The 18,746-nt window shown below is 42.6% G+C and carries 16 protein-coding genes and 1 tRNA gene; 8 read left to right on the top strand and 9 right to left on the bottom strand.

Going from position 1 to position 18,746, the window contains the following annotated elements; translation table 11 throughout:
- Positions 1 to 67 precede the first annotated feature (67 nt).
- The 3 genes from HYI04_RS10540 to HYI04_RS10530 all read right to left on the bottom strand — a co-directional run bounded on the left by HYI04_RS10540 (position 68) and on the right by HYI04_RS10530 (position 3,067).
- Positions 68 to 1,393, bottom strand: coding sequence for an integrase arm-type DNA-binding domain-containing protein (locus HYI04_RS10540; protein WP_178896132.1), 1,326 nt, complete (start codon positions 1,391 to 1,393; stop codon positions 68 to 70).
- A gap of 166 nt (positions 1,394 to 1,559) precedes the next feature.
- A tRNA-Arg gene (locus tag HYI04_RS10535) sits at positions 1,560 to 1,635 on the bottom strand.
- A gap of 79 nt (positions 1,636 to 1,714) precedes the next feature.
- The gene (locus HYI04_RS10530) at positions 1,715 to 3,067 is read right to left on the bottom strand and encodes an amino acid permease (RefSeq protein WP_029574969.1); all 1,353 of its coding nucleotides are present in this window, start codon (positions 3,065 to 3,067) and stop codon (positions 1,715 to 1,717) included.
- A 331-nt stretch (positions 3,068 to 3,398) separates the two neighbouring features.
- Between HYI04_RS10530 and prpF the strand changes: the two genes are divergently transcribed.
- Both prpF and HYI04_RS10520 read left to right on the top strand, forming a co-directional pair.
- Complete coding sequence (gene prpF / locus HYI04_RS10525; RefSeq protein ID WP_178896131.1) at positions 3,399 to 4,589, top strand: 2-methylaconitate cis-trans isomerase PrpF; 1,191 nt, start codon at positions 3,399 to 3,401, stop codon at positions 4,587 to 4,589.
- Between the two features lie 316 nt (positions 4,590 to 4,905).
- A complete protein-coding gene (locus HYI04_RS10520) occupies positions 4,906 to 5,823 on the top strand; it encodes a polyprenyl synthetase family protein (RefSeq protein WP_160362354.1) in 918 nt (305 codons plus the stop codon).
- A gap of 141 nt (positions 5,824 to 5,964) precedes the next feature.
- Here HYI04_RS10520 and HYI04_RS10515 read toward each other — a convergent pair whose 3' ends face one another.
- From HYI04_RS10515 to HYI04_RS10500, 4 genes are all read right to left on the bottom strand, one after another.
- Entirely contained in the window at positions 5,965 to 6,822 is an 858-nt protein-coding gene (locus tag HYI04_RS10515; RefSeq protein WP_004981272.1) for an SPFH domain-containing protein, read from the bottom strand.
- Positions 6,823 to 6,837: 15 nt separating this feature from the next.
- Positions 6,838 to 7,311 carry an NfeD family protein gene (locus HYI04_RS10510; protein ID WP_160362355.1) on the bottom strand — a complete coding sequence of 158 codons (474 nt, stop codon included), beginning with the start codon at positions 7,309 to 7,311 and terminating at the stop codon, positions 6,838 to 6,840.
- A gap of 97 nt (positions 7,312 to 7,408) precedes the next feature.
- Entirely contained in the window at positions 7,409 to 8,326 is a 918-nt protein-coding gene (locus HYI04_RS10505) for a patatin-like phospholipase family protein (RefSeq protein WP_160362356.1), read from the bottom strand.
- 65 nt (positions 8,327 to 8,391) lie between these two features.
- The gene (locus tag HYI04_RS10500; protein ID WP_160362357.1) at positions 8,392 to 9,021 is read right to left on the bottom strand and encodes a 1-acyl-sn-glycerol-3-phosphate acyltransferase; all 630 of its coding nucleotides are present in this window, start codon (positions 9,019 to 9,021) and stop codon (positions 8,392 to 8,394) included.
- 136 nt (positions 9,022 to 9,157) lie between these two features.
- Here HYI04_RS10500 and HYI04_RS10495 point away from each other — a divergent pair, with 136 nt between their 5' ends.
- The 5 genes from HYI04_RS10495 to HYI04_RS10475 all read left to right on the top strand — a co-directional run bounded on the left by HYI04_RS10495 (position 9,158) and on the right by HYI04_RS10475 (position 15,765).
- On the top strand, positions 9,158 to 10,414 hold the full coding sequence (locus tag HYI04_RS10495; RefSeq protein WP_159153196.1) for an MFS transporter: 1,257 nt from the start codon (positions 9,158 to 9,160) through the stop codon (positions 10,412 to 10,414).
- 141 nt (positions 10,415 to 10,555) lie between these two features.
- Complete coding sequence (locus HYI04_RS10490; protein WP_104221787.1) at positions 10,556 to 11,680, top strand: porin; 1,125 nt, start codon at positions 10,556 to 10,558, stop codon at positions 11,678 to 11,680.
- A gap of 423 nt (positions 11,681 to 12,103) precedes the next feature.
- On the top strand, positions 12,104 to 13,762 hold the full coding sequence (locus tag HYI04_RS10485; protein ID WP_159153197.1) for a phosphoethanolamine transferase: 1,659 nt from the start codon (positions 12,104 to 12,106) through the stop codon (positions 13,760 to 13,762).
- A 3-nt stretch (positions 13,763 to 13,765) separates the two neighbouring features.
- Positions 13,766 to 14,446, top strand: coding sequence for a response regulator transcription factor (locus HYI04_RS10480; protein WP_004694591.1), 681 nt, complete (start codon positions 13,766 to 13,768; stop codon positions 14,444 to 14,446).
- A gap of 2 nt (positions 14,447 to 14,448) precedes the next feature.
- On the top strand, positions 14,449 to 15,765 hold the full coding sequence (locus HYI04_RS10475) for an ATP-binding protein (RefSeq protein WP_062034374.1): 1,317 nt from the start codon (positions 14,449 to 14,451) through the stop codon (positions 15,763 to 15,765).
- Here HYI04_RS10475 and HYI04_RS10470 read toward each other — a convergent pair.
- The gene (locus HYI04_RS10470) at positions 15,755 to 16,465 is read right to left on the bottom strand and encodes a phosphatase PAP2 family protein (RefSeq protein WP_159153198.1); all 711 of its coding nucleotides are present in this window, start codon (positions 16,463 to 16,465) and stop codon (positions 15,755 to 15,757) included. The genes HYI04_RS10475 and HYI04_RS10470 overlap by 11 nt on opposite strands.
- Positions 16,466 to 16,629: 164 nt before the next feature.
- Between HYI04_RS10470 and HYI04_RS10465 the strand changes: the two genes are divergently transcribed.
- Entirely contained in the window at positions 16,630 to 17,322 is a 693-nt protein-coding gene (locus HYI04_RS10465; RefSeq protein ID WP_159153199.1) for an HAD family hydrolase, read from the top strand.
- Positions 17,323 to 17,393: 71 nt separating this feature from the next.
- Here the strand turns inward: HYI04_RS10465 and HYI04_RS10460 are convergent, their stop codons facing one another.
- Positions 17,394 to 18,581, bottom strand: a complete 1,188-nt coding sequence (locus HYI04_RS10460) for an ammonium transporter (RefSeq protein ID WP_159153200.1) — start codon at positions 18,579 to 18,581, stop codon at positions 17,394 to 17,396.
- Between the last annotated feature and the right edge of the window lie 165 nt (positions 18,582 to 18,746).

The following is an 18,746-nucleotide window of genomic DNA, read 5'->3' as shown; positions in this document are numbered from 1 at the left end:
TATTTAAATAGATTAGATATCAGGTTTTCGTTTCGTCAGGTAAGACCTAGCAAAATATTAAAACTGCTTATTTCACCAGTTTGGCATATTTGAAATTGATTACATTGTCGTTCAGTAATTGTTGCGTAAAATCATACGGACTAATGTATTTGACGCAATTTGCTTCTAAATAGTCGCTCCACCAGTTGAGCATGGCCTTGCGTTCTTCCAGGTACTCTGCTTGATGCGTGTAAGCTAAACGTACTTGGTCGCGTTCCTGGTGACTCATTTGCTTCTCTACGGCTTCCTTTTGAAATAGGGTGCTTTGCACCAAGGCGGAACATGCCATGCCTCTGAAACCATGTCCGCATATATCTGTATTGGTGTCATAGCCTATACGGCGTAAGGTTTTATTGATAGTAGATTCACTAATAAAACCTTGTGGGTCACCATTTTTTGGAAAGACATTTTTTGTCATTCCGCTGTAGAGATGGATTCCTTTTAAAATTTCGATAACCTGAGGCGATAATGGAATTAAATGATTTAACTTCATTTTGGCACCACGATTAGAAAATTTCTGCCCCGGAATAAACTCTCTTTCTCCAGGAATGGTCCATAGGCCTTTTTGAAGATCAAACTCACTCCAACGTGCAAAACGAAATTCGCTGGAACGCACGAATGTATGAAGTGCAAATGCCGTACATAATTTTGTTATAGGATAGCCTTTATCATTTTCTAATCTTTGTAAAAGCTCAGGTAGTTGCTCTAAAGGTAATTGAGGATGATGTTTAGACTTCTTCGTTATTACAAAAACATCTTTTAGGAAGTAAGCGGGATTCTCTTCAATGAGACCGCGCGATATCGCATAAGAAAATATACTGCTGAACCTTTGACGAGTTTTCTTCAATACTTCCGTATATCCAGTTTCTTCAATGAAGCGTAAAACTTTAACAAGGTCTCTAGGTTTGACTGCATCTATCGACTGCTGTCCAATGGTAGGGAAAACATAGTCTTCCAAGTTCTTTAATGCTCTTTCGGCTGTATGTGCAATCCAGCGACCAGTATTGCTGTATTCCTTATGCCAGTCTCGAGCTATAACTTCAAAACTATATGCATTATTTGATTTGGCCTTCTGTATTTCGGCGTGTTCAATTGGATCTATTCCATTAGCTATTAGTTCTTCTAATTCACGGCGTTTTTCTCTGGCCGCTTTTAAGCTTAATGCAGGGAAGTTGCCTAAAGTCATCAATCCATCTTTGCCACTGGCTCTTTTATATTTAAATCGCCATACCTTTGAACCACTCTTTCGAATGAACAAAATAAGGCCATGACCATCATATAGGGAGTAGTCTTTTTCCTGTGGTTTTGCCCCAGTGCACTTGGAGTCAGATAGCGGAATAGTCTTTTTGGCCATGATCAAATAAGGATACATATTGAGTAGAACTATATATATCCTCAATCATATCCTTATATTTTGCAACTATATCCTTATATATTTACCTATATTCTTCTATGTTTTTTTATATATGATTGAATATAAATGTCTTTTAACTAAAATGTTTTATATTCTGTTGTTGGGGTGGTGCGCTCTGCGGGACTCGAACCCACGTCGGTCGCTTAGGAGGCAACTGCTCTATCCAGTTAAGCTAAGAGCGCAAAAGTGCGGTTAATGTAGCTGATTTTACTCAAAAAAAATAGTTATTGCCGAAACAATAACTATTTAAAAATGAATATTTTATGCTTTTCTATACAGAATTTTGTATAGAACGAACATTAATACGATCCAGATTGGAATCATGATCACAGCGCCGCTTAAACCTTGAGTCCACATGATGTAAAGCACTACAGCAATAAATGCAAGAACAAGGTAGTTACTGAAAGGCGACCAAAGTGCAGGAAATAATGGTTTTTTCGCTTCGCTTTTCATGGCCTTCATAAATTGAAGATGAGTTAAGCTGATCATGGCCCAGTTCAATACCAAAGCACCAACAACAATATAAATTAAGTTGCTGAGAGCATCTTCTGGCGCAAAATAATTCAATAGTACACAACCGAAAATCAGTAAAGCAGAGAACAAGACTGCTGGAATTGGCACACCTTGTTTATTGGTTTTACTGAATATTTTAGGTGCATTGCCTTGCTGTGCTAAACCAAACAGCATGCGGCTGTTAGCATACATACCGCTGTTATATACAGAAAGTGCTGCAGTCAAGATAATAAAATTCAGTAAATGTGCAGCCCAACCAATACCTAATTGACTGAAGATCATTACAAATGGGCTCTTATCTAAGCCGCCAAGTTGCAATTCATTCCAAGGTACCAGCGATAATAAAATGGTCAAAGAACCCACATAGAAAATGAGGATACGGAATACCACTTGGTTGATTGCTTTAGGAATTGATTTTTGTGGGTTATCAGCTTCTGCCGCAGCCATACCAATCAACTCAATGCCGCCAAAGGCAAACATGAGGAAGGCAAGCATATAGAAGAGACCTTCAACGCCATGTGGGAAGAAACCGCCATGTGACCAAAGGTTGCTAAATGAAGCCGTGGAATCTGCGCCTGCCGTGGCCAAAAGATAAAGACCAAATACAATCATAGCGACGACGGCCGTGACTTTGATAATAGCTAGCCAGAACTCTGATTCACCGTAAAACTTCACATTACCTAAATTGACTAAGGTAATGATCACAAAGAAGGTGAGAACAGATGCCCATGCAGGAATATGGGGCCACCAGTAGTTGATATACTTCGCAACAGCGGTCAGCTCGGTCATGGCCACTAGAACATATAGAATCCAGTAGTTCCAGCCTGCAAGAAAGCCTGCAAATTTACCCCAGTATTTGTTTGCAAAATGACTAAAAGAACCAGCTACAGGTTCCTCAACGATCATTTCCCCAAGTTGACGCATGATTAGAAATGCAATTAAACCGCCAATTGCATAGCCCAAAATAATAGATGGGCCAGCAGATTCAATCACATGAGCGGAACCTAAAAATAAGCCAGTACCAATTGCGCCGCCCATGGCAATCAATTGAATATGACGGTTCTTTAAGCCACGCTGAAGTTGAGACGACTCTTTATTCAAGTTATTTCAGCCCGACAATGGATAAGTGTTTCCGATTGTAATAGATCGCGAAGAAATCGCATAGTAGCTCAAAATCCATGAAAAAAAGTTATTATTCATATGAAAAATAATGTGTAATGAATTGTAAATAAAAAACATACGAATCAATATATTAATTTTATTTAAATTATCAAATCAGGAATTTTATTTGGAAACCGGACGTTCACAAATGATGTTTTTTTAGACTTAAGTCTGTATTTTACGTAGGCATAGGGAAAAAAGGTATGATGAGCCTAAGTTAAATCAGATCTTTTGACTTAACACAATGATAAATATGAAGGATTCAATAAAAATGAGTTTTGCACCGCAAATCAAAATTCCAGCAACGTATATGCGTGGAGGGACCAGTAAGGGCGTATTCTTTAAATTAGATGATCTCCCAGAAGCCGCGCAACAGGCTGGACGCGTTCGAGATCAGTTATTGCTCCGTGTGATTGGTAGCCCCGATCCTTATGCAAAGCAGATTGATGGTATGGGTGGTGCAACATCGAGTACCAGTAAAACGGTGATTTTAGCGAAGAGCCAACAGCCCGAACATGATGTCGACTATTTATTTGGGCAGGTGTCGATTGATCAGCCTTTTGTCGACTGGAGTGGAAACTGCGGTAACTTAACGGCTGCTGTTGGTTCATTTGCGATTTCAAATGGTTTGGTCGATGCTGCACGTATTCCAGAAAATGGCATCTGCACAGTCCGCATTTGGCAGGTGAATATTCAAAAAACCATTATTGCACATGTACCTATTACGCAGGGCCAAGTTCAAGAAACAGGTGATTTTGAACTTGATGGCGTGACGTTCCCAGCTGCAGAAGTGCAAATTGAATTTTTAGATCCAGCCGATGATGGTGAAGATGGGGGTGCAATGTTCCCAACAGGGAATTTGGTTGACACTTTAGAGGTTCCAGAGATTGGTCGCTTTCAAGCAACGTTTATCAATGCAGGTATTCCGACTATTTTCTTAAATGCAGAAGACATTGGCTACACGGGGAGTGAATTACAAGACGCAATTAATGGCGATGCCAAAGCTTTAGCGCGTTTTGAAACCATTCGTGCCTATGGTGCAAAACAGATGGGGCTGATTCAAGACATTTCTGAAGCTGGCAGTCGTCAACACACGCCTAAAATTGCTTTTGTTTCTAAGCCAAAACAATATGTCTCTTCGAGTGGTAAAACCATTACAGAGCAAGACACCGATTTATTGGTTCGTGCACTTTCTATGGGTAAATTACACCATGCGATGATGGGGACAGCGGCTGTTGCCATTGGTACCGCAGCAGCGATACCTGGAACCTTGGTCAATTTGGCCGCGGGTGGTGGAGCACGTGAAGCGGTTCGTTTTGGTCATCCTTCAGGGACTTTACGTGTCGGAGCGCAAGCGATACAAGAAAAGGGTCAGTGGATAGTGAAAAAAGCTGTCATGAGTCGTAGTGCTCGCGTGTTGATGGAAGGTTGGGTGTGTATTCCAGCGGAAAGCTTGGAGTAGCGCTATGTAAAAAGCCTCTCTCTGTAGAGGCTTTTTTATCTCAACTCTAGGTCTGTGATAAGCATGCGAAAAATAACCAAGAGCATGAGCGGTGAATTTTAGAGCTTAATTGCTTGTGTAATGGTTGCTTGAAATAGTAGAAAAGTCATTCTTATCACCTCGTCTGCAAAAATTAATAGAATACTGTGCCTTGTTTGTGCTTTCGGCATAGAGAAAGCGGGCAGAAAGCAGTATCATGCCAACAGATCATTTCAAATGATCGACTCAGTCAAACTGAGCACCAGATTAATTTATCCTATTGTTATTCGAGGCGAATGTGTCAGCACTAACCGACGTATCAGCAAATGCACTCCAACAGGCTCAACAACGTATTCACGATGATTTATTGACGGCACTTGATGCTTTTTCAATTCCGGAACCGTTAAAGAGTGCTGTGCATCATGCGGTCATGTTAGGTGGCAAACGTGTGCGTCCTGCGCTGTGCTATGCCACGGCACATTTAAATCCAAACAATAATGCCGCTGCCGCTGCCGTGCGCCGTGCCGCTGTGGCTGTGGAACTGATTCATTGTTATTCCTTGGCACATGATGATTTGCCGTGTATGGACAATGATCTTTTGCGCCGTGGTCAGCCGACCTGTCACGTGGCTTATGGTGAAGATACAGCTTTGCTTGCGGGTGATATCTTGCAGTCTATGGCATTTGAAATTTTAGGTAGTCGACTGTTTGATGCTGGCCCAGTGGTTGATCAGGGTATTGTACTGAAGCAGATGCAAATTTTAGCGACAGCGAGCTCTAAAATGGTGTGTGGCCAAGTCCTTGACCTGCAAGCCGAAGGTAAACGTGTCGATCAGGCTGCACTTGAAAATATCCATCGGAATAAAACGGGTGCATTAATCTCTGCTGCGGTGATGATGGCCGCGGTGACTGTATTTGACGGTTGCGATCAAGCGATTCCTACGTTACGCGAATATGCGCAGGCAATTGGTTTGGCTTTTCAGGTGCAAGACGATATTTTAGATATCATTTCAAATACAGATGTACTGGGTAAAACCGCAGGGAAGGATGAGCAAGTCGAAAAATCGACTTATCCAGCCTTGATGGGACTTGAGGCTGCACAAGACTATGCCAAGACTTTGCATAATCAAGCCTTTGCTGCTTTGGCTTATTTCCCAACTGATGCGGCAGCAGAACTTAATCAGATTTCACAGTTTTTATTGGCTCGCCAAAGCTAAGTTTCAGTGTTTAGATTAAAAAAAGAGGACATAGCGTGTCCTCTTTTTTAATGCTTGTTCCTTAGAGGCTTGAGTTTTTTCACAACCCCAATAAAAAAGACAGCTCGAAAGCTGTCCTCATTTAATCAAACCAAGCATCAGTTAGATGTCTTTACGTCCCATAACACCGCGGATGGTACTTAAAATATCGGCTGGTAACACCACTGTTTTAGCGTTGTTCGATTTAGACATATCTTGCATCGCTTTGACATATTGTTCACCCAACAAGTAAGCCACAGGAATTTCCTTATCGCCCACAGCAGAAGTGACCATTTCAATAGCACGCTGAGAAGACTCTGCTAAGACGACTTGCGCTTCTGCGTCACGGCGAGACGCTTCTAAACGGCCATCTGCCTCTAAAATCGCGGCTTGTTTTTCACCATCGGCTTTGGTCACGGTCGCACGACGTTGACGCTCAGCTGCCGCTTGCGCTTCCATTGCTGCTTGCATGGTTGAAGAGGGTTGAATGTCTTGGATTTCAACGGTTTTGAGGGTAATCCCCCAGTCTGAAATATCATCCGAAATGGCTGCTTTAAGTTTGGCTTTAATGTGATCACGAGACGATAGCGCATCATCGAGATCCATTTCACCAACGATTGAACGCAGTGAGGTTTGCACTAAGTTTTGAATGGCCCATGTATAGTTTTCAATCCCATAGACGGCATTTACAGGCGTGGTGATGTTGATGTAGGCCACTGCATTCATAAGCAAAACGGCATTATCGCGGGTAATCACTTCTTGAGAGGGAATGTCTAATACAATGTCTTTGGTCGTCACTTTATAAGCCACTTCATCGACATAAGGAATCACAAAGTTGAGACCTGGATTCAACGTGGTATGGTATTTACCCAGACGTTGCACGATCCATTTATAACCTTGTGGAACAATACGGACACCTTTAAAAATGGTGACAGCGGCAAAAGCCAAAATTGCTAAAACGACAATAAATCCACCAGACATATGCTTAACTCACTTTTATCTATTTTCGTTGCTTGAGAGATGTGCTTTGACCATTAAATCATTGCCCAGTATTTCAACGACACGAACACGGTCGCCGACATGGACTTTATCTAAAGTACGACAGTTCCATTCATCTGAACCGAGTACTGGAATGGGAAAGCGAACGCGAATGTGTTCATTTTCAGGACTCGCTTGAATCACCATGCCAATTTGACCGATGGTTGCTTCGCGAGACAGTCCTGCTTTGGTCTTGTCAGTCGAAAGCGGTTTAATAAACTTAAACCAAAGTAAAGTGCATAAAATCGACAAAATAATCCACGTCACAAACTGCGTGGTAACGCCCATCATGGGGAACATCCAGTACAGAATACCGACCATAATGGCCGCAATACCGAACCACAATGCGGCAAAAGCAGGCAGAATCAGCTCTGATAGGATTAACAGAACGCCCAATACAAACCAGTGCCAAGGCTCAAAAGCAAATTCCATACATCTACTCATATATTCGTTATAGGGATATAGATGCAGAAGCATCTATATCAATTTAGCAGATGAATAAGTCTTTGAATATTAAAAATCAAATTTTTTAGAATTTGGCTTTAGGGGCAGGTTTAAAAGCAGCTGGGGTCTTTTTAAAATCGACAATGGCTTTTTCAATCGATTTAATTTTGAGCTGTGCAGCTTTTTCACCTTCTAAAATAGATTGATTGCTGGCTTTTAAGTCCAAAGTGCCCAAGTGTCCGACTTTGGGTTGAATCACCACAGTCGCTTGGCTCAATTCTTCATTGATGCTTTGCTGCCCCATAATATTAATGGTCTGGTCGAGCAAGCCCCACATATTGAGGGGTTTGTTACCGACAGGGCGCGCTGAAATATCAATAGCAATCACAATATCCGCACCCATGTCCTTGGCTGTTTTGACTGGAATTGGGCTGACCAGACCGCCATCAACATACTTGGTTCCACCAATCACTGCAGGGACAAAAACGTTCGGAATACTGCATGAGGCACGTACTGCTTGGCCTGCATTGCCTTTGATAAAATCGGCTTTACGTCCAGTATCAAGACGGGTCGCCACCGCAGCAAAGCGGATAGGGAACTGTTGAATCGGTTTGTTGCCGACGTGTTTGTTGACATAGTCTTGCAGCTTTTGACCTTGAACAAACCCTTGGGAGTTGAGGGTTAAGTCTCGAATGTCCGATTCTTTTAAGGTCAAGGCAATTTGCTGAAGCTGGAAAGGCGTTTTACCACTGGCATAGATACTGCCCACAAAACTTCCCGCACTGGTTCCTGTGACAATTTTAGGTTTAATACCATGTGACTCTAAAACTTTAAGCACCCCAATGTGTGCAAAACCTTTGGCACCGCCACCGCCGAGTGCAATCGCAATCACAGGTTCGCGGGCTTGAATGGGAGTTGTTGTTGGTGTTTTCTTTGATGCAAGATCACATCCTGCCATAGTCAGTGTGAGTACACCAATCAGAGATAAACGAGCAAAATTCATGGTCAAAAATACTAAAACGCAAAACAAATAATGGTGCACATCTCAGCAGATTCGACCTTGATTTACTAGCTATTTTTTAAGCGTTTTTGTAAAGGCTTGGCTAACCATTTTGGGTTCTTGGCTGAAAATTTGCCGATATACAGATCTAAAATATGCTCTAGGTCTTGCTCAAAATGTCCTGTGGGATGAAATACGCCCAAGCAGTGGATGGTTTTTTGCGCATAGTCAAAAGAAAACATCACAATCGGAATCTGTGCACCATGCGCAATGCGATAAAAGCCACTACGGATGGATTCCGCTTGCTTACGTGTGCCTTCAGGTGCCATACCGACCCAAATTTTTTCTTTGCTGTGAATAATATCGATAATGTCTTGGGTTAACCCTTGAGCATGGCTACGATTGACTGGAATCACGCCAATCCACTCAAGTAACGGTTTCAATGGGGTATGAAACAAGTTGTTCTTGCCAAAAATGGTGATTTGCAGGCCTAAGCCCAATAGAGCCGTAAAGCCATGCCATGCATCGATATTTGAGGTATGCGGTGAAATAATTGCTACCGCTTTAGGTAGATTGGGAAATTCGCCAACAAAGCGCCAACCTTGCGCTAAAAAGAGCTGCTTAAAAATAGCGCGAGTGAATGCAGATGAGTTACGACTTGGAACTTGATCTGGTAGCTCTGGAAAATATTGGTTCATTGTTATTATACTCAATCGACCAAGATGTATATCATCTCATCATAAGCACTGATTGGCTTGAATTCATTGGCAAAAAAAGTGAACGGATACCGATCTCAGATGAACATTTTGACCAATCCATGTATATAGGAACAGCATGCTACAGATTCGCAATGTATATATTTTGCTGTTTTCATTGTATTGGGCGCAGGGCTTACCCGTCGGGTTTATGACCCATGCCTTGCCCGTCATTTTAAGAGTGCAGGGTGTTTCATTGGCACAGATTGGGGGCTTTGGACTGCTGATGTTGCCATGGTCGATCAAAGTGTTTTGGGCACCAGTGTTAGATCGCTTTGGGATCACCCGTTTCGGCCACTATCGGAGTTGGATTATTCCATTGCAGTTTCTTACGGTGCTGGTGCTGATCGGACTGTCTTTCCTCCCGATTGATGGATTAAATCAACCTATTTATTTATGGGCTTTCTTTGTGGGCCTCCTGAGTATGAATTTGCTAGGGGCAACGCAAGATATTGCAACCGATGGATTGGCGGTTAATATTTTAAAAGGGGAGCAACAGCACTGGGGTAATACCTTTCAGGTAATTGGATCGCGTCTGGGTTTTATTGTCGGTGGTGGTGCAATCTTGTGGGCACTAGATTGGCTGAGCTGGCAGAGCACTTTTTTGATGCTGGCGGCAATGGTCTTTATAAACACGCTGCCGATTTTAATTTATCCAGAGCCAAAGCATCGAGCTGTTTCAGAAGCTCAGCCTTCACCTTTCAATCTCCAAGAGATCAAAAACTATTTGGCTTATTTTGTCCAGAGTCCCGTACTCGCAGCATGGTTGGCAGTGCTGCTGAGCTTTAAAATAGCGGATGGTTTAGCAGGGCCACTTTTGAAACCTTTAATGGTCGATTTGGGGCTGAGTTTTTCTCAGATAGGGCTTTATGTCACCATGCTAGGTGCATGTGCCGCCTTAATGGGTGCAGGACTTGCGGGCTATAGTTTGAAGTTGATTCGTCGTGCCACGGCTTTAGTGCTGTATTCGGTGCTTAAAATATTCAGTCTGGCGGCTTATACATGGTTGGCCTTTCAATATGAAAACCAGCACAGTATGCAGCCGTGGCTGATATATCTGATCAATGCCTTTGAAGATATGACCTCATCGATGCTGTTGGTGGTCATGCTCACCCTAGTGATGCAGTACAGTCGTAAACATATGGCAGGCACGGACTTTACTTTTCAAGTAGCGTTGATGGCCACTGTCAGTGGTGGTTTGTATAGTGTGAGCGGTCTATTGGGAGATTGGCTCGGCTATTTTAATTATCTGTGTATGATTGTAGTCATTGCGATGTTGAGCCTGTGGTTTATCTTCAAATGGCGTGGCATTGCGATGCATTCAGACCTTTCATAATTCATTCATAAATAAATCATAAAAAGTGCTAAATAATGATGTAAACAATTAAAAAATATAACTAAATAATTTTTTAATTGTTTTGTCATATATGTCTGAACGGTAATATTTGTAACAAATTTACCGTAGGATATTTTGATAATGAAAACACAAATTGCAGCCGCAATCGCTTTAAGTTTAGTGGCAGGGGTAACATTCGCAGCACCTACTTTTTATGGTGAAATTGATGTTACGGCCGATTATTTACCTGAAGACAATACTTCACCAAATAAAGACCGCGATGTGGTCGAGCTGAACTCTAACAACTCCTTTTTGGGGTTAAAGGGCGAAGAGAAGCTAACAGATCGCTTAAATGCACTATACCAAGCTGAATTTACCTTCTATGTGGACAATGGTGGTAGCACGGATACTTTCGTTCCGCGTAATTTACTCGTTGGCTTACAAGACCAGAAACTTGGCACATTGAAAGTCGGTAAAATTGATACCCCCGTTAAACAACTGTCTTCAGTGGTAGATACCTTTAATAACTATGTGGCCAACAAAGCCGATGTGGCGGGGATTTTCACGGGTGAAAACCGAGTCGATAACGTGCTGGTCTATGAAACACCTGCTTGGGGAGTGGGCGCAGGTAAACTGAAAGCTGCGGCACTGTTAGCAACAGGTGAAGCTGGTGGTATTGAAAAATCTAAAGGCGGTGCAAAAGTTGCAGGGCGTGGTCTGGGCGATGCTTGGTCAGCATCAGTGGTCTATGACAGTAAAAAGTTTGTTGCAGGGATTGGTTATGATAAGGCCATTCCGTCAACCTTTGCAGGACGTGGCACTTTGAATGCTTCAGCGCCTGAAGTGACTGGCGGGGTGGCAGGTAGTGCCTTTGCAGCAGCTGATACTTTGCGTGCCATTGGCCGAGTAAATCTGAATAATGGTTTGGCGTTGAAAGCCTTATATCAAACTTCTGAAGTGGCGGATGTACAAGGTAATGATGCTGTCGCAGCTACCATAGACGACGCACAAGGCTGGTTGGTTGGGGCTGAATATAACTTACCGACTGCCAAAGCTTGGACAGTGAAAGCTCAATACAGTCAAAACTCAACCAGCTTTAAAACATCTAAAGATGACTTTGATGCACAGCAGTTTATTGCAGGTGCTGATTATGCCTTTACCAAGCAAGTTAAAGCTTATGGTTACGCAGGGATTTTGACGCTTGAACAAGCATCATTTGAAACCAAACAACCTGTAGTAGGCACAGGGATTGAATACAAATTTTAATGTTTAAGTGATAGAAAAGGGTAAAGTCTATACAGATTAATGCTGATCAGTTAAGGAGTTTTATAGAAACTCCTTAACTTTTTGTCGTTCATGATGGAATCTTCGTATTTTAAAATTTAATATTTGGAGCTCGTCCGTTCTTTTGCGTAGCCAAAAGAACCAAAAACATTTGTCATCCGCAAAACCTTTTGCTTTTCTGCATTTAAATGATCATTCTGCAAAAATATTCCTTTTAAATGGACATGCAGGTTGCGGATGACGCTTCCGCGTATCAAATAATATTGGGCGGCTCAAAAAGGGCATCTGATTGCTTAACTGATCGGTATGACTTTATATATTCGGCCACAGCGCCTTTTTTATTTAAGCGAGTTTTAAGTTTAGAAAACTACATTGGGGCATCCGCTCAGCAAGACATGATTTAAAATGTTCAATTTGCAGTCTATTTTTAAAGAAGTTTCACTTTCGCGCTTTAACGTATATTTGGCGCTGTGGTTAGCCGTGGTTTTAAATGTGATGTTCTATAAGCAAGTTCAGTTGCTTACACCGTATCATGGTTTTAAAGCGTATGCCTTTATCGGCGCTACCGTTTTGGTGGTGTTGGCTTTTTATCATTTGGTTTTTCAGCTGCTACAGTGGCGGCCGATGGCTAAAGGGTTGGCTGCGTTATTGATCATCATTGGTGGAATGAGTGCCTATTTTGTCAACAGTTTAGGCGTTTCGATCACACCAGATCAGATCCAAAACATGATGCAAACCGATGGCAATGAAGTGCGCGACTTGTTGTCATGGCGTCTAGTACTGTGGATTGGGGCGATGGTGGTGCTACCTTTAGTCGTTTTATTTAAGGTTAAAATCCGCCGTGATCCTTTAAAAACCGTGTTATTGCACAAGCTGTTCGGTAGTGCAGTCTCTATTTTTCTGATTGCAGGCATGTTATTTATTTTCTTTGTTGATTATGCCGCGATTTTCCGTGAGCATCGTGATCTCAAAGGGATGATTTCACCGCAAAATGCGATCAGTTCAACCCTGTCGTATTATAAAAAGAATCGACCACAGCAGCATTTACCGTTAGTGACTTATGGTGAAGATGCCCATTTGGTGGAGCAAGTCGGACAGCAAAACTTGCCGAAATTGATGGTTTTGGTGGTCGGTGAAACGGCACGTGCAGAAAGTTTTTCTCTAAATGGCTATGCGAAAAAGACCAACCCTGAGCTGGAAAAACTCAATGTCATCAACTTTAATCAAGTCAGTTCTTGCGGGACAGCCACTGCAGTTTCGGTGCCTTGTATGTTTTCAGGCATGCCACGTGAAAACTATGATGCACAGTTAGCGCACCACCGTGAAGGTTTATTAGATCTTGCACAGCGTGCAGGTTACAAAGTGACATGGATTGACAATAATTCTGGCTGCAAAGGCGTTTGTGATCGGGTTGAGCAGTATAAAATTCCTGAACCGATACAGAAAAAATGGTGTTCAGCCGATGGTGAATGTACCGATGAAATTTTGGTGGATAGCTTAAAAGCCTATATGACCGGTATTTCGGCTGATGATAAAACGCCACGTTTAATTGTATTACACCAAATGGGCAGTCATGGACCAGCTTACTATAAGCGTTCAACGCCTAAGTTTCAGCCCTTCCAACCAATGTGCGAAACCAATGCCATTCAAGCCTGCACACCTGAACAGCTGAAAAATAGTTATGACAACTCCATTGTTTATACCGACCATGTGTTGAGTCAACTGATCGGTGTATTAAAGCAAAACTCAAACTTTGAGACCGGTTTTTGGTATTTATCTGACCATGGTGAGTCGACTGGTGAGCACGGTCTGTATTTACATGGTTCACCTTATGCTATTGCACCGAGCCAACAGACCCACGTACCGATGCTGATGTGGTTTTCAGAAACATGGCAAAAGCAGAATCCGCAACAAATCGCTTGCTTAGGGCAACAAAAAAGCCAAGAATTAAGCCAAGATCATTTGTTCCCAAGCTTATTGAGTTTACTTGGGGTAAAAAGTACGGTGATTGATTCAAAAAATAATATGTTAGAACACTGTACTGCGACCAAAGCGAGCGCTTAGACCATGTCAAAAATATTGATTATTGAAGATGATTTTATGATTGCAGAGTCCACACAAACGCTGCTGCGTTATCAGCAGTTTGATGTGGTGTGGGTCAACAATGGTTTTGATGGTTTAAAGCAATTACAACAATATCCATTTGATGTGGTGTTGTTGGATTTGGGTCTACCGATGATGGATGGGATGCAGGTCCTAAAAAATATTCGCTCGCTTTATCCGACTTTGCCTGTGCTGATTATTTCGGCACGAGATCAGTTACAAAACCGAGTCGATGGTTTAAACCATGGTGCGGATGATTACTTAATTAAGCCTTATGAGTTTGATGAGTTGTTGGCACGTATTCATGCGTTATTACGTCGTAGTGGCGCGTTAAAACAGCAAAAACAAAGCCAGACTTTGAGTTATGCAGGTCTAGAGTTAGATGAAGATTTGCACTTAGCCAAATACAAAGGGCAGACCATTGATTTGTCGAACCGAGAATGGGCTATTTTAATTCCTCTGGTCAGTCATCCCAATAAAATTTTTTCCAAAACCAATTTGGAAGAAAAGCTCTATGACCTTGATTCGGAAATTAATAGCAATACCATTGAAGTTTATATTCACCATTTACGTGCCAAACTTGGCAAAGACTTTATCCGTACCATTCGGGGTTTAGGCTATCGTTTGGGGCAGGTTGAAGCATAACGATGGCGAAGTCGACTCCTGTTTCCTTAAAGCGTCAACTGATTACCTATACCTCTTTATTCAGTATTGTGATGGGGTGTTTGTTGGTGATTGCAGCGTATCGCATTGCACTTGAAGAGACCAATGAGATCCTCGATGCACAAATGCGTAATTTGGCAGAGCGTGTTGCCGCGCATGATCCCGCTCCAATTAAGAGTGAGTTTGAAGCGGACAGACACTATCACGAAGAAGATTTATTTGTAGATGTCTGGTCGTATGGACTGCCTGAACAACGGCAACATGAGTTTGATTTATTAATACAACCTGTCAAAAAAGCGGGATTTTATACCCATCACACGGCACAGGGGTTATGGAATACCTATGTGCTGCCAACAGAAAAGTATCAAATTCAAGTCAGTCAGCAGCGTAGTGTAAGACAAAAGCTGGCTTTAGAGCTGGCGGCCAATATGTTGATTCCGTATTTACTGTTTATGCCTTTGGCTTTATGGGGGCTGAGTTGGATTATTGGACGCAGCCTAAAGCCCTTGGATGAGTTTAAAGCGGAACTTGCACAGCGTGAACCATATGAACTGAGTGAGATTCGTCCAGACGGTTATCCACTGGAAATTCTGCCGACCATTAATGAAATGAATCGTTTATTTGAACGAATTTCGCTGTCGCAACAAGAACAAAAGCAATTCATTGCCGATGCAGCGCATGAGCTCAGAACCCCGATTACTGCGCTGAATTTGCAAATGAAAATTTTGCTGCATGAATTTCCAGAACACCAAGCGTTAAAAAACCTAAGTTTAGGCTTAATTCGGATTCAACATTTGGTATCACAATTGCTCAATTTGGCAAAACAGGATGCTTCTGTACCAAGTTTAGAACCTACACAAAGACTAGGGCTAAGTGATGTAGCAGTTGAATGTATGGAGCAACTGATGGAACTGGCACTAGCGAAAAACATTGATTTGGGCTTGGAACAGCATGAAGCACTGTGGATAGAAACTCAAAGTTCTGCCTTACATTCGATTGTCTATAATCTCTTGGATAATGCGATTAAATATACGCCTGAACAGGGCGTGATTAATGTCTCCATTTATCAACAAGATCAGCAAGCCATTGTTCAAATTGAAGACAGTGGGCCGGGCATTGCGCCAGAGCTTTATGATCATATCTTAAAGCGTTTCTATCGCGTACATCATCATCTGGAAGTCGGCAGTGGACTGGGTTTATCCATTGTCGATAAAGCCGCAGAAAAAATTGGCGCCAAACTGCACTTTGGACAAAGTACAGGATTGGGCGGCTTACAAGTTCAAGTGATCTTTAAGCTGTAGTTTCGGCTTGATTTGGGCTGGGCTGTGTAAACTGCTTATAACACAGCGCATATGCCAGTACATTGACCAGCCAAATCACCCATGCCGTCCATAAATTGTGACTGAGGAAATGTGCGCCCCGCATCATTTGCGCCCAACCCATGACAAAGCCTAGAATGAGGGCGGCAAGAAAATAAAACCACGCGCGTTTGGGTTCATTTAGACGGTATACGAAATATCCCACAAAGAGCGCAAAACCTGTTGCGGCATGTCCTCCAGGGAAGCAATGTCCTGCGCTGGCGGATAAGTCCCAAAAGAAATCATGTGTCGTGGCCAGAGTCATGTCCCATGGGCAGGCATGCGCGGATTGTGATTTTAAAATTCCAATGAGGCTGGTACTGATGAGGACTAAGCCAATGAAATAGCCATTTTGCCAACGCTGGGGTTTTAACGCAGCCCATTTATATGAAGCGAGCCATTTCAGCAAATAAATTACATACACTGCGATGATGATGTCTTTAACATAACGGTGATTCAGTTCTGCTAAGGCCCAGTCGCGCTTTAGTGGAAAATGACCAGTTTGATCCATAAAGGGGTGAATCAGTTGTAAGTCGATGGTGCCCGCTACAGGGAAGAGCAGCCACAATACGGCAAAACCCAGCGTCAAAATAAAAAACTGAAGGATGAAAAAACGTTGCTGATCCGACACAAGTGAGGCCATGTTCTGAAAATAAGCGCTATTCCAACAGCGTCAGCTTAAACGAGGCTTAACATAAACGCTGTTTCATCTGCTTTAGCATGATCTGTGCTTTGGTTATCGCTTTAAGGCGAATACAAAGTGTCGGTTCAGTGTTACATTTGCTCTCAAATACATGAGGTTTAAACATGTCGATACGTGCTGTTCTATTTGATTTGGATAATACCTTGACGCATCGTGGGCGAAGTGTTGCGGCTTTTAGTCAAAGCCTTGTCGACTATTATCAAAGCCAACTTAACTTCGTCGATGTAGAACAGATTGAGTCGATTGTGAATCGGATCGACAATGGTGGTTATCCCTTAAAAGAGTATTTAACCCATCCCAGTATCGGTGCTTCAGTGGCTTACGCTTTGCTACAGGAGTTAAACTGGCAGGCGCCTCCGCATTTAGAAGCATTAAGCAATTTCTGGTTTGAGCAGTTTGGTTCCAGTGCAGTGGCGATGCCTGAGGCAGAACAAACGCTGACCCGTCTAAAGCAAGCAGGATATAAACTCGCCATTATTTCAAATGGTGGTCATGCCACACGGCTGTCTATATTAAATGGCTTGGGCTTTCAGCATTATTTTGATGTGATCAATAGCTCTGGATTGTTTGGCCAAGCCAAACCTCAAGTTGATATTTTTATTGACACCTTACAGCAACTGGCTGTTGAGGTGGAGCAATGCTTATTTATCGGTGATCATCCTATTAATGATGTACAAGGTGCGCAGCAGGCTGGAATGCAAGCCCTGTGGCTATCTGGTTTTCATGTACCCTCAGTACAGATGACTGCACCGAGTATTACGGCATTGTCTGAGATTTTTGATTATTTAGAATGCTAAAAGCCTCTTATAATGTTCAATACGAATAAAAAAAAGCGGCCAATGTGAGCCGCATTAAAATGGAAATGTGTTTAGAACATACTGTCATCTGAGTTGGCAGAGATTTTATGAATGGATAAATCTGCACCGCGGAATTCATCTTCTTGGCTTAAACGAATGCCCATCGTGGCTTTTAAAGAGCCATAGACCACCAATCCACCAATAACAGCAATACCAATAGCTAAGAGCGTACCAATCAGCTGTGACATCATCGCAACACCGCCTAAGCCCCCAAGCCATTTTTGACCAAAGATCCCGACTGCAAGCCCACCAAAGGCACCACATACGCCGTGCAAAGGCCATACTCCGAGTACATCATCGACTTTCAGCTTGTTTTGGGTGTAGGTGAAAAGTTTGACAAAAATCAGTCCAGCAATGGCGCCAATCACCAATGCCCCAATCGGATGTACGACATCCGAACCTGCACAAATTGCCACAAGACCCGCTAAAGGACCATTGTGTAAGAAGCCCGGGTCATTTTTTCCTGCGAAGTTGGCTGCTAAAGTTCCGCCAACCATGGCCATAAGTGAGTTAATCGCGACCAGTCCTGAAATTGCATCTAAACGTTGTGCACTCATCACGTTAAAGCCGAACCAACCAACAATCAAAATCCATGAACCTAAAGCCAAGAAAGGAATAGACGAAGGGGGATGTGCACTGACACGACCATCTTTTTTGTAGCGACCATCACGTGCACCGAGTAGAACCACCGCAGCCAGAGCGATCCAGCCTCCCATAGCATGTACCACCACTGAACCTGCGAAGTCATGGAAACTTGCACCGAAAGTGTCTTGTAGCCACTGTTGTAAACCAAAGTTGCCATTCCATGCGATTCCTTCAAAGAAAGGATAAACCAAGGCCACCAATAACACGGTGGCAATCGCTTGTGAGCGCATTTTGGCACGCTCGGCAATACCGCCTGAAATAATGGCTGGAATTGCGGCCGCAAAAGTGAGCAGGAAAAAACAGCGCATCAGGTTATAACCATGATCCGCCGCTAAGGTATCCCCGATATGGAAAAAATGGTGTCCATAGGAAATGTAATAACCTACAAAGAAGTAGGCAATTGCGGAAAGTGAAAAGTCCGTTAAAATTTTGCTTAAAGCGTTGACTTGATTTTTATGACGAACTGTCCCTAGTTCTAAAAAAGCAAAGCCCGCATGCATGGCAAGGACTAAAACCGCACCAAGAAGAAGAAAAAGTAAGTCAATATTTTGCATGTTTAGGTTCCATTTGAGTGCAAAATTTTGCAAAAAGAAACTCAGTATACTGATGCCTGTAATTTCGTGAAGATCTCAGCAAAAAGGAAATATTGATTAAGTTTTGCTTAAAAATAACAAGACTCGATATAAAGCAAAAGTGTGCACCATGATGGTGTTTGTGCA

Origin of the sequence: Acinetobacter sp. SwsAc2, assembly GCF_013391465.1 — a bacterium.
GTDB classification, from domain to species: domain Bacteria; phylum Pseudomonadota; class Gammaproteobacteria; order Pseudomonadales; family Moraxellaceae; genus Acinetobacter; species Acinetobacter johnsonii.
The sequence above is the reverse complement of the archived record's forward strand: the minus strand, read 5'-3'. Positions and strand labels throughout refer to the sequence as shown.